This window comes from Candidatus Thioglobus sp. NP1 (genome assembly GCF_003326015.1).
In the GTDB taxonomy this organism is placed as follows: Bacteria; Pseudomonadota; Gammaproteobacteria; order PS1; family Pseudothioglobaceae; genus Pseudothioglobus; species Pseudothioglobus singularis_A.
On the sequence record NZ_CP023860.1, the window covers coordinates 132,917 to 147,343 of the forward strand.

12 protein-coding genes are annotated in these 14,427 nt (G+C 35.3%); 3 read left to right on the forward strand and 9 right to left on the reverse strand.

Features of this window, described 5'->3' with window-relative positions; all coding sequences use genetic code 11:
- Positions 1 to 27: 27 nt before the first annotated feature.
- The 6 genes from CRN91_RS00765 to CRN91_RS00790 form a co-directional block, all read right to left on the reverse strand.
- Positions 28 to 615, reverse strand: a complete 588-nt coding sequence (locus CRN91_RS00765; protein ID WP_254424948.1) for a sarcosine oxidase subunit gamma — start codon at positions 613 to 615, stop codon at positions 28 to 30.
- A complete protein-coding gene (locus CRN91_RS00770) occupies positions 608 to 3,646 on the reverse strand; it encodes a glycine cleavage T C-terminal barrel domain-containing protein (RefSeq protein ID WP_114114559.1) in 3,039 nt (1,012 codons plus the stop codon). Before CRN91_RS00770 ends, CRN91_RS00765 begins: the two co-directional genes overlap by 8 nt.
- The gene (locus CRN91_RS00775; RefSeq protein WP_114114560.1) at positions 3,643 to 3,927 is read right to left on the reverse strand and encodes a sarcosine oxidase subunit delta; all 285 of its coding nucleotides are present in this window, start codon (positions 3,925 to 3,927) and stop codon (positions 3,643 to 3,645) included. Before CRN91_RS00775 ends, CRN91_RS00770 begins: the two co-directional genes overlap by 4 nt.
- 20 nt (positions 3,928 to 3,947) lie before the next feature.
- Positions 3,948 to 5,198 (reverse strand): sarcosine oxidase subunit beta family protein, encoded by a 1,251-nt coding sequence (locus CRN91_RS00780; RefSeq protein WP_114114561.1) that lies wholly within the window; start codon positions 5,196 to 5,198, stop codon positions 3,948 to 3,950.
- Between the two features lie 25 nt (positions 5,199 to 5,223).
- On the reverse strand, positions 5,224 to 6,330 hold the full coding sequence (locus tag CRN91_RS00785) for an FAD-binding oxidoreductase (RefSeq protein WP_114114562.1): 1,107 nt from the start codon (positions 6,328 to 6,330) through the stop codon (positions 5,224 to 5,226).
- A 206-nt stretch (positions 6,331 to 6,536) separates the two neighbouring features.
- On the reverse strand, positions 6,537 to 7,433 hold the full coding sequence (locus CRN91_RS00790) for a DMT family transporter (protein WP_114114563.1): 897 nt from the start codon (positions 7,431 to 7,433) through the stop codon (positions 6,537 to 6,539).
- 196 nt (positions 7,434 to 7,629) lie between these two features.
- Here CRN91_RS00790 and CRN91_RS00795 point away from each other — a divergent pair, with 196 nt between their 5' ends.
- From CRN91_RS00795 to cysQ, 3 genes are all read left to right on the forward strand, one after another.
- Positions 7,630 to 8,496 (forward strand): DMT family transporter, encoded by an 867-nt coding sequence (locus CRN91_RS00795; RefSeq protein WP_114114564.1) that lies wholly within the window; start codon positions 7,630 to 7,632, stop codon positions 8,494 to 8,496.
- Between the two features lie 126 nt (positions 8,497 to 8,622).
- On the forward strand, positions 8,623 to 9,828 hold the full coding sequence (locus tag CRN91_RS00800; protein WP_114114565.1) for a M24 family metallopeptidase: 1,206 nt from the start codon (positions 8,623 to 8,625) through the stop codon (positions 9,826 to 9,828).
- Positions 9,829 to 9,850: 22 nt separating this feature from the next.
- The gene (gene cysQ / locus CRN91_RS00805) at positions 9,851 to 10,621 is read left to right on the forward strand and encodes a 3'(2'),5'-bisphosphate nucleotidase CysQ (protein WP_114116036.1); all 771 of its coding nucleotides are present in this window, start codon (positions 9,851 to 9,853) and stop codon (positions 10,619 to 10,621) included.
- Between the two features lie 30 nt (positions 10,622 to 10,651).
- Here cysQ and CRN91_RS00810 read toward each other — a convergent pair whose 3' ends face one another.
- The 3 genes from CRN91_RS00810 to gcvH are packed head-to-tail and all read right to left on the reverse strand — an operon-like array spanning position 10,652 to position 14,416.
- On the reverse strand, positions 10,652 to 11,173 hold the full coding sequence (locus tag CRN91_RS00810) for a glycine cleavage system transcriptional repressor (RefSeq protein ID WP_114114566.1): 522 nt from the start codon (positions 11,171 to 11,173) through the stop codon (positions 10,652 to 10,654).
- Between the two features lie 6 nt (positions 11,174 to 11,179).
- Entirely contained in the window at positions 11,180 to 14,032 is a 2,853-nt protein-coding gene (gcvP, locus tag CRN91_RS00815) for an aminomethyl-transferring glycine dehydrogenase (protein WP_114114567.1), read from the reverse strand.
- A gap of 12 nt (positions 14,033 to 14,044) precedes the next feature.
- Positions 14,045 to 14,416, reverse strand: coding sequence for a glycine cleavage system protein GcvH (gcvH, locus tag CRN91_RS00820; RefSeq protein ID WP_114114568.1), 372 nt, complete (start codon positions 14,414 to 14,416; stop codon positions 14,045 to 14,047).
- Positions 14,417 to 14,427 lie beyond the last annotated feature (11 nt).

Consider the following 14,427-nt stretch of genomic DNA (forward strand, 5'->3'; position numbering starts at 1 on the left):
TAAATTAATTTGTATGTGGCTTCTTCCTTATATTCTTTGCGCGCTATCTTTTAATAACCCAGAAACATAATGTGAAAATGAGTGTCTAACCATCATCAATATGTTTCCATTACTATTTCGATAAACACATACTGGCGCCTGACCACAAGTTGTTGACACAACTTTTCCTATTGTCAATAAGCCATTTAAATCATAGCTCATCCATCTAGACAATAAAGCTTCCACATTACTGCCTGTTAACTCAAGAATACCATAAGCTCCAGAACTATCTGTCATTGACATGCCTTTAGGAAGCGATTTAAACTTTTTAAGAAAATTATCCTTCTTATCCCTATTGTGGAGCAACCAAATTTCATCTGGACTAATCCATAGAAAGGAATCCCCTTTATTATTTGAACTAACAGACAAAGTTTTTGGCAGCTCTGCATTAAAAATATCCTTAAGGGTTTTAGTATTTTTATTATTATTTTTTGATATTCTTAAAACCATTAAAGATAAATCTTTAATCTCTCGACAAACTAGATTATCTTGGTTAATAAGAAATCCATCCTGATCGATAAGAGGCTGAAAAGTTGATCTGAATTCAGTTTGACTATTTTCTAATAAGCTACTCATTTCCATCCACCTTTTCACCTTCAATATCATAGAAAACACTTCTTGAAACTTCGCAAGGTATTTCTTTTAATCCCCGTTTTTCTTGAACAATCTTAACTAAAACTATTTGGCCAATTTGCGACAATCCTGATTTCAGTTGAGCCAATGCAATTGACCTTCCAAGGATAGGGCTATAATAACTAGAGGTCACATAACCAACAGATTTACCCTTATTATTAATAATATGAGAACCTTCTGGAAGAACAACAAGCTGATCCTTTGTCAAAAGCCCAACTAATTGCAGCCTTTCGTTGGAATTAAGTGCAGAGATGCTAAAAGATCTTTGACCAATATAAGAAAAAGGTTTATTTTTAGCTAGAATCCAATCCATATTAACATCTGATGGAGTCATCGATCCATCAGTATCTTGACCAACAATAATAAAGCCTTTTTCAGCACGAAGAACATGCATAGTCTCTGTACCATAAGGTGTTATATTCCATTGTTTACCTGCAAGTAAAACTTTGTCCCATATATAACGACCATAGTTAGCTTCTATATTGATTTCATATGCTAGTTCACCAGAAAAACTTATCCTCATAATACGGGCATTTACTCCAGATACTGTTCCAGGCCTCCATTGCATAAATTTAAAATTCTCTCGCTCAAAGTCAATATCTTGGCACAATAGTTTCATTAAATGTCGCGCATTAGGGCCAACTACTGCAACTGTTGAGTATTGATCTGTAACACTACTTAAATGAACATCTAATTCACTCCATTCCGTTTGAAGCCACATCTCTAAAGTAGAAAAAACACTAGCAGCGCCACCAGTAGTAGTTGTCATAATAAAATGATTATCATCGATGCAAGTTGACACACCATCATCAATAACCATTCCTTTTTCATTACACATTAAGCCATATCTACAACTCCCAGGAGCAAGCTTCATCCATGCATTAGTATAAACTCTAGACAAAAACTCTCTTGCATCTGCTCCCTGAACATCAATTTTTCCAAGTGTCGATGCATCCATCATCCCAATAGAAGTTCTGACAGCAAGGCACTCCCTATTTACAGCTTGCTCCATATTTTCACCATCCTGTGGGTAAAACCATGGACGATACCATTGCCCAACTAATTCAAATTCTGCACCACTTTCAATATGAGAATCATGAATAGTCGTAAACCTCTGAGGATCAAAGAAATCTCCAATCTCTCTTCCTGCCATGGCACCGAAATCAACTCCAGTATAAGCGGGACGAAATGTCGTAGTCCCAACTTCTGACATTGGCACTCCTAAAAATTCAGCAGCAACAGCAATGCCATTTATATTACCTGTCTTACCTTGATCAGTTCCAAAACCCATTGCAGTGTATCGTTTAATATGCTCAATTGAGCGATAACCTTCTTTAATAGCAAGGGCAACGTCTAAAGTAGTTACATCATTCTGCATATCTATAAATACTTTTGGCCTGTTGAGAATTTCTCGCGGCATGAAAAATTTACTAGCATTAAAAAAGTTTAAGTAATTTGTACTCAATTTTGTGTGATTTACTTCTTCAATAATTCCAAGTGAATTTAAAGTTAACTGAGCTTTATTTTTAGCATCAATAACAACATCTTGCCATTTTCCTAATCCATTAACAGATCCACAAATCTGTCTATTATTTCGCTCTTTTTGAGGTAGAAAAGCTTGAGCATCTTCATCAAAAAAAGTTTTAGCACCACAATGGCAATCGAGATGAACAACAGGATTAAAGCCACCAGATGTTGCTAATAAATCACATTTTAATTTTTTTATAATACCAGTAAGTTTCCAGTTTGATTCCCACTTAGGTGGCTTAGCTTTCATCTCAACTTGAGAGATCTCAATTCCTTTAACAAAATTTGTTCCATTTGCTTTTATTACTGCATAGCCTTGAAATACTTTAACTCCAGAATTTTTTGCATTTATGACAACTTCACTCTCATTTCCAGAAGGTCTGACGTCTACAACACTACAATTAATTTTTTGATTATTCAGATCTATTGCAGTGCTATAAATACTATCATTATTGCCATATAAAATAACATTCTTCCCTGATACTACTCCATACTCATTTAAGTACCTTCTAACAGATTGACTAAGCATAATATTTGCCAAGTCATTTGTTTCAAATAACATAGGGCGCTCATGTGCACCTGTTGCCAAGATAACTTCCTTTGCTCTTATCTTATGTAATATTTTTCTAGCAGACTGAATTCCACTTGAAATCATTGACTCACCACTCGTATTAGCCTGCAATACTTCAATATAATTATGATCATACCAAGCATATGCTGTCGACTGAGTAAGAAGGGTAAGACGACTATTTTCTTCATTTTTAAATGCTAAGAGCTCATCTAAGCCTTCATTATGCCACTTGACTGCAGAATCATCAGATGAAAACTCATTAAACAACTCTCCACCTAAATTTTTACGCTCATCAACTAGAATAACACGTTGATCTTTAGAATTTTTAAGTACTTCTAATGCAGCGGCAATTCCACCTACACCTCCTCCTATAACAAGTACTTCAGTGTGTTGGAAGACATGATCATAAACATCTTCATCAACTTCTGTAGGTGATTTAGAAAAGCCTGCAAGTGCTCTTAAACTACCCTCAACCATTGCCCATACTTTTTGCTTAATGAAAGTTTTATAATAGAAACCAACAGGCATAAAACGATGCAATGGCTTAATTAAAGCTCGTAAATCTAATGCATGAGGATTGCTTGCGCTAATTGCACTTAAACCGTTATAGAGCAGAACTTCAGTAGCCTTAAGGTTTGGAGTATAACGTCTTCCTATTTCCAAAGATACAAGAGCATTAGGCTCTTCAACACCTGCACCCATAAGACCACGTTTACGACCATATTTAAAACTTCTAGCAAAAAATAATACGTCATTTGCTATTAATGCTGAAGCCAAGGTATCACCCTTAAAGCCCTTATAGGTTTTGTTATCGAATACAAAAGTTAGAGGTTCTGAATAGTCTATTTGGTGACTTTTATGATTCTTTAACCTCATAATTCGTCCTCACTCATAACATCACCAAAAGCTGCAACTTTAATAACCTCATGACTAATTGTTGAGCGCTTAACTAAAAGATATTTTCGGCAACCATTAGTGTGGACCCATTGCTCCCAATGATCACCCTTATGGTTAGTCCTATAAAAAACATAATCAGCCCACTCATCATCACTCAATTGTTCTGGATTCTTTGGTCTAGCAATAAAAGCTTCACCAGCTGGAGAAAACTCGTTTTGATCTCTCGCTTCTTTACAATATGGACAATCAATTAAAAACATAATATTACCTAATTAGACAATTAATGAGCTACGCCTGCAGCTCCATGTTCATCAATAAGTGCTCCACTTGTAAAGCGATTGATATGAAAAGGGATAGCCAATTCATGTTGCTTATCCTGTGCTATAGTATGAGCAAAAACATTGCCAGATCCTGGCGTGGCCTTGAATCCTCCAGTTCCCCAACCACAATTAAAATAAAGACCTTCGACCTTTGTTGGACTAATAACAGGGCAAGCATCAGGACAAACATCAACTATACCTCCCCATTGCCTATTCATACGAACTCGTGAAAATATTGGAAATAGTTCTAAAATAGCAGCAGCACAATGCTCTACAATTTTGGCACTTCCTCTTTGAGCATAGGAGTTATAGCCATCAATTCCTGCACCAATAACCAAATCTCCTTTGTCACTCTGACTGACATAACCATGGACTGCATTAGACATCACAACAGTATGCAGAATTGGTTTCATCGCTTCAGAGACAAAAGCTTGTAATGGATGGCTCTCAACTGGAAGTCTTAAACCTGCCATTTTTGCTATTACTGAAGAATGTCCTGCACTGACACAACCAATTCGATCAGCAATAATATCACCCTTTGTCGTTTTAACTCCCTTTACTCGTCCTGACTCAACCTCAATATCTATTACTTCGCAATTTTGAATAATATCAACACCAAGGATTGAAGCTGCTCTAGCGAAACCCCAAGCAACCCCATCATGACGTGCAACTCCAGCACGAGACTGAAATGAAGCTCCCATAATTGGGTACCTTGCATTTCTTGAAGTATTAATTATTGGTATTTGTTCTTTAATTTCCCTAGAGTCAACTACTACAGCATCAACACCATTAAGAACGTTTGCATTTACTCTTCTCTCAATATCTCTCATATCTTGAAGAGTATGGCCAAGATTGTAGACCCCTCTTTGACTAAACATAACATTAAAATTTAAATCTTCACTTAGCCCTTCCCATAGACTCATAGAGTGCTCATAAAGACTGGAAGCCTCATCCCTCAGATAATTTGAGCGGATAATGGTAGTATTCCTTCCAGTATTTCCCCCGCCTATGTAGCCTTTTTCAAGAACAGCAACATTTGTAATACCACACTCTTTCGCCAGGTAATAAGCAGTTGCTAAACCATGGCCACCACCTCCAATTATGATGACATCATACTTAGACTTAGGCTCTACCATAGGGATTGCTTGAGCCCAGTCTTGTCCACTTAAGCCGGCTTTTAATAGCGAGTACCAGGAGTATTTTTTTTGCATAATAATTTAAACTTGAACAATAAAATTATAAGTCAAGAACAACATCACTTGTTGGATAAGAACAACAAGTAAGTATAAAACCTTCTTCCTCATGTGACTTTAATAGCCCACCTTGTGAATCCATTTCTACTGTACCTTCTATCAATTTTGTACGACAGGTTCCACACATACCTGCTGAACATGCAAAGGGTACTGTAATGCCTTGCTTTTGAATTGAAACCAATATATTGGTATTACTTCCACAAACTAAAGATTCACCACTCTTTGATAGGGTCACATTATATTCGTTAATATTGGTATCTGTAACATTATGCTCGGGCAATTCAATATCAATAGCCATATTATTCTGAGCAGTTGAGCTCTCAATATCAAAGCTTTCTTGGTGGTATGAGGACATAACAAATTCATAGGAGCCCAGAATTTTTTTAACATTTTGCATATATGGTTCTGGCCCACAACAATATATCTCTCTATTTTTAAAATCAGGTACTAATTCTAAAAGCATTTCTGAACTTAAAAAACCGCTAGGTCCAACCCAATCATTACCTCCAACATCACATATAAAATGTCTTTTAAAATTTGACTGATTTAGTTGGTAGAACTCAAGCTCATCCTTAGAAATTAGATCGTTGGGTGATTGTGCGTTATGGATAAAAACTATATCTACATCTAAAGAAAGATCAACAAAATATCTTGTCATGGAAAGCATTGGTGTTATTCCACTCCCCCCTGACATAAGCAATATTTTAGATTTTGGCTGATCAAGAGCTACACTGAATGAACCACCAATATCAAGCGCATCAACACAATCACCAATCTTTAAATTATCATGCATCCAGTTTGTGACAACTCCATCCTGCATTCTTTTATTAGTAATTGTAATTGTATGGGGTCGAGTTGGACTTGATGCAATCGTATAAGTTCTCATGACTTCATTGCCATCTATATTCAAGAATAAAGTAGTATGTTGGCCTGGCAAAAACTGAAACCAAGCATCTTTCTTTGATTTAAAAGTAAAACTCTTAACATTATGTGTTTCATCTTTTATTTCAACGCATTCAAGAGGAGAATAGTCACCAACCCATCGATCAAGATTTTCAATATTAATATTAGGAAAAACTAATTCATTCATTTAATTTAAACTGTTAAAACAATCAATTGTAGCATTAGACTAGTTAAATATAACAAATTACAATAAAAATTACTTGTAATTGTTAATTACAAATATTGTTTCTTCTGAACAAGACTGAAAGACACCGAAGGTTGAGAATTTTATCAATAAAAAATACCCAGTGCAACACCTTTGGTTTAAAACAAAAACAAATAAATTCCAAGAACTTACGGCATTGGGATAATGTGTTTCTTTCTAGCATAGAATCCCTGCAGCATTATTGCTAAAATAATAGCAAAACCACCAACTAAAGTATTACTACTAGGGACCTCATTGATACCCAAAATTGGTAGCCATGCCCAGTAAATACCTAAAACAACCTCTAACAAAGATAGCATAACAAGTTCACCGCTAGGTAAATATTTTGCACCTAAGCCATACAGTAATAAACCAAGTCCAACTACTAAACCATGCATCATACTAATACCTATATTTAGTGTTGGCATTTCAAAACTATTACCACTTATGACAATTAATATTATTGCCCATAACATGCAAAAAAAGCCAGCAAGTGCAGGTGTCAATAATTTGGGTATTTCAGGATTCTTTCTAAGTGTAATGGTATATATTGCAAAACCTAAAGCAACAAAGAAACCATATATAACTCCTAATAATGTAGTTGATTTTTCAGCATCCCAAACCATCACTGTTATTCCAGCTCCAACAATTATCATATTGATGAAAGTCACACGACTTAATCTCTCACCAAGAATTAAATAACCTAAAAATGCCGAAAGAACAGGTGATAAGGCTAACATCAGAAGAGTTATGGCAACAGTTGTTGTTGTTAAAGCATAAATCCAACCAAAAAAAGTAAATGACATTACTATACTTCCAACTAAGCTCCAAGAATCAATTCGCTTAAATGTATTGAAAAAATCTTTACCTTCTCTAAATGCAATATAGATAAGTATTACTAATGTAATTATCAGCCCTCTATAAAGAAGATATTGAAGTCTATAACTCTCTGCATCTTCTAATAGACGAACAAGTGGAGCACCAAAACTCCAAATAACCCCACTAAAAACAACTAGGATAAAGCCTAGTAAGTATTTATTCTGCATATCTACCCCTCGAAATACATAAAGAAAGATGTATTTATTTCCGCATTTTGTTCCTAAAATATATATCTGTCAATCATTATTTTAGGTCTCATGTTGAAACATTTAATCTACCAAATAAATCTATTATTAAAATAAGTATTTAAAAATCATAGTTACAGTTAAAATTCAACTTTAATCCAATGGATCTAAAAAAATCATGGAAAACTTGAGGGGAATTTTATTCATGATTCTTGCTATGGCTGGTTTTGCATTTGAAGATTTATTTATCAAAATGCTCTCAGCTTATTTCCCGATATCTGAAGTAATAATGATTCTTGGCTTTACTGGAAGTATCGTTTTTCTAATTATTGCTATATTTCAAAATGCTCCAATCATTCATAAAGATCTTCTAGATAAGTATGTAATAATGCGAACAATCTGTGAGCTTTTAGGGGCAGTTTTTTTTGTTACAGCAATTGCCTTAACACCTCTATCATCAGCTTCAGCTATTCTTCAAATAACGCCATTATTAGTCACTATTGGAGCAGTAATATTTTTTAGAGAAAAAGTAGGTTGGAGGCGTTGGAGTGCAGTATTTGTTGGTTTTATGGGTGTGTTATTGATTTTACGTCCTGGCTTTGGAGGATTTATGCCTGCATCAATATTTGCACTCCTTGGTTCAGTATTTTTAGCAGCAAGAGATTTATCAACACGAGCAATGAAGGTTGATCTTCCTTCCGTAACAATTGCTTTGTATGCCTTTATAGCTTTTGGAATCTCAGGCATCTTAATTATTCCATTTAACTCGCCGATGGTAATTCCATCATTAAATCAGATTATGTATTTTATAGGTGCATCAACTTTTGGAGTATTTGCTTATTACTCACTTGTTATTTCTTCACGTATTGGAGAAATGTCAGTAATATCCCCATTCAGGTATTCAAGAATCGTATTTGCAATGTTATTAGCAATTATTATCTTAGGAGAGAGGCCTGATAGCTTCACGTTAATTGGGGCAGCAATCATTGTACTTTCTGGCATGTATACGTTTGTTCGTGAAAATCTTCTCAAAAAAAGTAATTAAAGCCTAAAGTATTTATTACTATCTGTTTTAATTCGACTTATCTATATTTAATATGGTGATTTAAAAGCTTGCTATACTTAAAGAAATTGACTAACATCCGCAACATTAACTTATTAAGGAATCGCTATGAATATGCCAAGAACAAAACTAATACCTAATGGTGACAATATAGTTCATACCTTTAGTGATAAAGAATACCAAAATAGGCAAGATAGCCTTAGAAAACATATGGCTAGTAGTAATATTGATGCAGTCATATTTACTTCTATTCATGGCATTAATTACTATAGTGACTTTCTATATTGTTCATTTGGTCGCCCATATGCATTGGTTATTACACAAGATAAAGTAACAACTGTAACTGCTAATATAGATGGTGGGCAGCCATGGCGCCGAACTTTTGGTGAAAACTTGGTTTATACAGACTGGCAGAAAGACAGCTTCTTTTATGCACTTCAACAGTTAGTAAAAAATAGTAGCAAGATTGGTATTGAATATGATCATATTACTAAAGAGCGTCTAGATAAACTTCAAGATGCCTTTAATAATGCGGCATTTATTGATATTTCAGTTGACTGCATGAGAATGCGTTCAATTAAATCAGATGAAGAAATAGCCCATATTATTAATGGTGCAAATGTATGCGATATTGGCGGTGCAGCTCTTGTTGAAGCAGTGAAAGAAGGTGTTCCAGAACATGAAGTAGCCCTCCACTCGACTCAAGCTATGGTTAGAGAAATCGCTAAACGCTATCCACATTCAGAGTTGATGGATACTTGGACTTGGTTTCAGTCGGGTATAAATACTGATGGTGCGCATAACCCTGTTACTTCTAGGCAAGTTCAAAAGGGTGATATTCTTAGCCTTAACTGTTTTTCAATGATTGCAGGTTATTATGTTGCACTCGAAAGAACATTATTTTATGACCATGTTGATGATGCTTCTCTGAAACTGTGGGAAGTTAATGTTAAAGTTCATGAAGAAGGAATGAAACTAATTAGGCCTGGTGTTGCTTGCAAGGAAATTGCATTAGAGCTTAATAAAATTTTTGAAGAATATGGCTTACTAGAAAGTCGAACTTTTGGTTATGGACATTCATTTGGTGTTCTTTCTCACTATTATGGAAGAGAAGCTGGAGTAGAGTTACGAGAGGATATAGATACTGTCCTTCAAAAAAATATGGTGGTCTCGATGGAACCAATGATTATGATTCCTCATGGGCAACCTGGGGCTGGAGGCTATAGAGAACATGATATTATGGTAATAACTGAAGGCAGTGCATATGATATTACTAAATTCCCTTTTGGGCCAGAACATAATATTATTACTTAGTTTTATTACAAAAAAAAGAAAAATGCAAACTATTGACTATTCAAAATTATTGATAGATCTGCAATTAACTGCTCGAGATGCTGGCGATAAAATAATGAAGATCTATGCCAAGTCAACAGAAGTTAATTTTAAAGAGGATGGTTCACCAGTTACTCTTGCTGATCAAGCAGCAGAGGTTGTAATTCTTGATAAGCTTAAAGTTATTGCACCAAAAATACCAATAATCTCTGAAGAAAATTTTACTAGTCATAATTTAACTGCAACTGATCAATTTTTTTTGATTGACCCTCTAGATGGAACTAGGGAATTCCTCAAAAAAGATGGTCTTGGTTCTTTTACAGTTAATATTGGACTTATAGAAAACAACATTCCAACTCTTGGTGTGGTATATGCTCCGGCACTTAATCGAATGTTTTTTGCCTCAACTTTAACAGGAGCATTTGAACACTCTAATGACTTGGTTAGACCTATCTCTATTAGAGAATTACCAAAAACAGGTGTTATAGCTGTTGCAAGTGTTTCTCATAGAGATGAAGCAACAAATAAATGGCTAAAAAATAATAATATAAAACAAACAACCTCTATCGGTTCTTCATTAAAATTTTGCTTAGTTGCTTGTGGTGAGGCTGATGTGTATCCACGATTTGGTCCAACAATGGAATGGGATACTGCAGCAGGAGATGCTATTCTAAGATGTGCTGGAGGATCAGTAAGACTTCCAAATAATGAACCTTTTATGTATGGAAAAGATAACTACAGAAATGATTCATTTATAGCTCATGGTAGCTTCTAGAAAAATATATCAGCTTTTAGTAATATTTATTTAGTTATCACTCTCATAGGAATAAATTTCAACCATCATCTCGTCCGCAATTTGCTCAAGCTTATCTCGAACTAAATTTTCATCCATAGTGATTGGCAAATGAAGAGTGATCTGAGCTTTAAAAAGCTCCTCACCTGACATTGATGCATCAATGATTTCAGTTTTTAACTCTTCAACATTTGATTGCAATTCATCTGCTAAAACATGAGTGAGTTTATTGATAATACCAACATGATTTTGGCCTATGAGCTCGATGTTATAACTCTTAAAATCACCTTGCTGTGATGGTGATGTTTCTTCACATGCTATCTGCAAGCCTAAAGAAGAAGACACTAACTCTTTCTTCAATTTTGCAGCATTATTAGATGGTACATTTACCTTTAAGATGCCTGCAAATTTTCCCTCAAAACTAGACATACGGCTCTCAATCCAATCACCATTATTGCCTAAAATGATTTCTGACAAGCCATCAACTAAGCCAGGTTTGTCATCTCCTAAAACGCTAATCAAAAATGATTTCATAAGAACTTATTTATAATCTTCAATACTTGGACAAGAACAAATTAGATTCTTGTCACCATATACATTATCAACTCGAGAGACCGGTGGCCAATACTTTACTCTTCGTAAACTTTCCAAAGGGTACGCAGCATCTTCTCTACTATAGGAAAAATCCCATGCAGTAGATGTTACCATTTCTAGAGTATGGGGCGAATTAATTAATGGATTATCTTCAGTTGAATACTCACCAGATTCAACCTTTATTATTTCTTTTCTAATTTGTATCATTGCATCACAAAATCGATCAAGCTCATCTAAGGATTCAGACTCTGTTGGCTCAATCATTAGGGTTCCTGCTACTGGAAAAGACATGGTAGGAGCATGAAAACCATAATCAATTAAACGTTTTGCAACATCATCCACACTTATGCCCACTGAGTCTTTGATTGGTCGAATGTCAATGATACATTCATGAGCAATCCTACCATTTTCATCACTATAAAGTATTGGGTAATGCTCTTCTAACCTCTTAGCAATATAGTTTGCATTTAGGATTGCATTACATGTAGCTTCATAAAGCCCATTCTTTCCTAGCATTGCAATATACATCCAACTAATTGGGAGAATACTGCCAGAACCCCAAGGCGCACCAGAAATACTTCCAACATCAGTATTATTTAATGGTGTTGTTGGTAAAAAATGAACCAAATGCTCTTTAACACCAATAGGTCCAACACCTGGCCCTCCACCGCCATGGGGAATAGCAAAAGTTTTGTGAAGATTAAGGTGTGAAACGTCTCCTCCAAATTCACCTGGAGCTGAAACTCCAACCATAGCATTCATATTTGCCCCATCAATATAAACTTGTCCACCCGCATTATGAATAATGTCGCAGACCTCTTTTACATCCTTCTCAAATACTCCATGAGTTGATGGATAAGTAATCATAATTGCCGCTAGATTATCAGCATATTCTTTCGCCTTTAATTTCAAATCCACAATATCAATATTCCCATCGGCTGCACTATCAATCACTACTACTTCCATTCCTGCCATCTGAGCAGAAGCAGGATTAGTTCCATGCGCTGAAGAAGGAATGAGACAGATATTTCTGTTTTCATCACCTCTACTTTTATGATATGCACGGATTGCGATAAGACCTGCATACTCTCCCTGTGCGCCTGAGTTAGGTTGCAATGAAATAGCTGAATAACCAGTTGCCTCGCATAGCATTTCTTCAAGCTCACTAATCATTTGCTGATAACCTATAACTTGATTCATCGGAACGGCTGGATGTATTTGAGAAAATTCAGGCCACGATACAGGTATCAACTCTGCTGCTGCATTTAGCTTCATTGTGCACGAGCCTAGAGGGATCATAGAACGATCAAGTGCAATATCCTTATCTCCCAAATAACGAATATATCTCATCATATTAGTTTCTGATCGATAGGTATTAAAAACCTCATGTGTTAAAAAACTTGATTTTCTTTTTAAATTCTTATTTATTTTTGTCTTATTTTTCTCAAATATATTTTGCGTATTAAGATCTGATTCTTTATTAAATATTTTCCATAAAAACTCAATATCTTCAGGAGTACTAAGTTCATCAAAAGAAACTGAAACAAGTGTTTTACTAAATACATTTATATTGTAGCCATTTTTTTCAGCTTGCATTACAATAGCATCAGAGTTTTCAACCTCAATTGTTAATGTATCAAAAAAAGATTCATTTGATATTTTGAATCCCATTTCAGTTATACCATCAGCAAAAACAGATGCATATCGAAAAACCCGTCCTGCAATATTTTTAAGACCTTCAGGTCCGTGATAAACTGCATACATGCTTGCCATTATTGCAAGAAGTGCTTGTGCTGTACAAATATTACTTGTCGCTTTTTCACGTCTAATATGCTGCTCACGGGTTTGCAAAGCAAGACGATATGCCAATCTCCCCTTTGTATCAATTGAGGCACCTATTATTCTCCCAGGCATTGACCTCTTATACTTTTCATTAATAGACATAAAAGCAGCATGTGGTCCTCCATATCCAATTGGAACACCAAATCTTTGCGAGTTGCCAACTACAATGTCTGCTCCCATTTCACCAGGTGGCTTTAAAAGCATTAAGGATAATAAATCTGCAGAGACAGCAACTAGAGCTTTTTTATCATGGACTAATTCTATTAAATCTGAATAATCACTATAGCCACCATATGTATTAGGATATTGTAATAACACCCCAAAACAATCTAGATCCTTTAATTCAACAAATGGATCACCAACAACAACTTCAATATCTAATGGCTCCGCTCTAGTTTTTATAACTTGAATATTTTGAGAAAAACAGTCATTTGCTACAAAAAAAACATTACTCTTAGACTTGCTTACTCTATGGCACAATGTCATTGCCTCTGCACAAGCAGTTGCCTCATCAAGCATTGATGCATTTGCTAAATCCATACCAGTTAGATCAGAAATCATTGTTTGAAAATTCATTAATGCTTCTAAACGACCTTGAGATATTTCAGGCTGATAAGGCGTGTAAGCAGTGTACCAAGCTGGATTTTCTTGAATATTACGCTGAATTACTGGGGGTGTAATTGTATTGTAATAGCCCTGACCTATAAATGATTTATAACGAATATTCATTCTAGCTAAATTTCTTAACTCTTTAAGAGCAGCCAATTCTGACTTGCCCTTAGCAATTTTCATTGGGCTTTTACGGCGAATAACATCTGGCACAATGGCATCTATTAACTTATCTAAGTTCTCAAAACCAAGATAATCGAGCATCTTCTTTTTTTGCTCACTTGAAGAACCAATATGCCTAGTTGTAAAGGCATCATTATTTAGCAAATCTTCTATCTTTTTAGCCATTGGACTCTACCCTTATTCCTCAATAAAATTTTTGTATGCACTTTCATCCATCAAGTCATCTAACTCTTCAGGACTCGATAATTTCACTTTAATAAACCAACCTTCACCCATTGAATCCTCTGTAACAAGCTCAGGTTCATCTTCCAACCGGCCATTAACCTCAACAATAGTGCCAGATACTGGTGCAACTAAGTCTGAAGCCGCTTTGACCGATTCAATAACGGAAATATTTTCCCCACGACTACACTCATCTCCAGCCTCAGGAAGCTCAACATAAACTAAGTCACCTAATTGCTCTTGAGCAAAATCAGTAATTCCTATTACAACCATATCATCACCTTTTGGCTCAACCCACTCATGGTCTTCTGAAAATTTAATACTCATGACTTCTCCTT

What these genes read in the sequence shown, in the direction of transcription:
- CRN91_RS00765 (WP_254424948.1), bottom strand. Translation starts at nt 615, where the DNA reads ATGAGTAGCTTATTAGAAAATAGTCAAACTGAATTCAGATCAACTTTT.
- CRN91_RS00770 (WP_114114559.1), bottom strand. Translation starts at nt 3,646, where the DNA reads ATGAGGTTAAAGAATCATAAAAGTCACCAAATAGACTATTCAGAACCT.
- CRN91_RS00775 (WP_114114560.1), bottom strand. Translation starts at nt 3,927, where the DNA reads ATGTTTTTAATTGATTGTCCATATTGTAAAGAAGCGAGAGATCAAAAC.
- CRN91_RS00780 (WP_114114561.1), bottom strand. Translation starts at nt 5,198, where the DNA reads ATGCAAAAAAAATACTCCTGGTACTCGCTATTAAAAGCCGGCTTAAGT.
- CRN91_RS00785 (WP_114114562.1), bottom strand. Translation starts at nt 6,330, where the DNA reads ATGAATGAATTAGTTTTTCCTAATATTAATATTGAAAATCTTGATCGA.
- CRN91_RS00790 (WP_114114563.1), bottom strand. Translation starts at nt 7,433, where the DNA reads ATGCAGAATAAATACTTACTAGGCTTTATCCTAGTTGTTTTTAGTGGG.
- CRN91_RS00795 (WP_114114564.1), top strand. Translation starts at nt 7,630, where the DNA reads ATGGAAAACTTGAGGGGAATTTTATTCATGATTCTTGCTATGGCTGGT.
- CRN91_RS00800 (WP_114114565.1), top strand. Translation starts at nt 8,623, where the DNA reads ATGAATATGCCAAGAACAAAACTAATACCTAATGGTGACAATATAGTT.
- cysQ (WP_114116036.1), top strand. Translation starts at nt 9,851, where the DNA reads ATGCAAACTATTGACTATTCAAAATTATTGATAGATCTGCAATTAACT.
- CRN91_RS00810 (WP_114114566.1), bottom strand. Translation starts at nt 11,173, where the DNA reads ATGAAATCATTTTTGATTAGCGTTTTAGGAGATGACAAACCTGGCTTA.
- gcvP (WP_114114567.1), bottom strand. Translation starts at nt 14,032, where the DNA reads ATGGCTAAAAAGATAGAAGATTTGCTAAATAATGATGCCTTTACAACT.
- gcvH (WP_114114568.1), bottom strand. Translation starts at nt 14,416, where the DNA reads ATGAGTATTAAATTTTCAGAAGACCATGAGTGGGTTGAGCCAAAAGGT.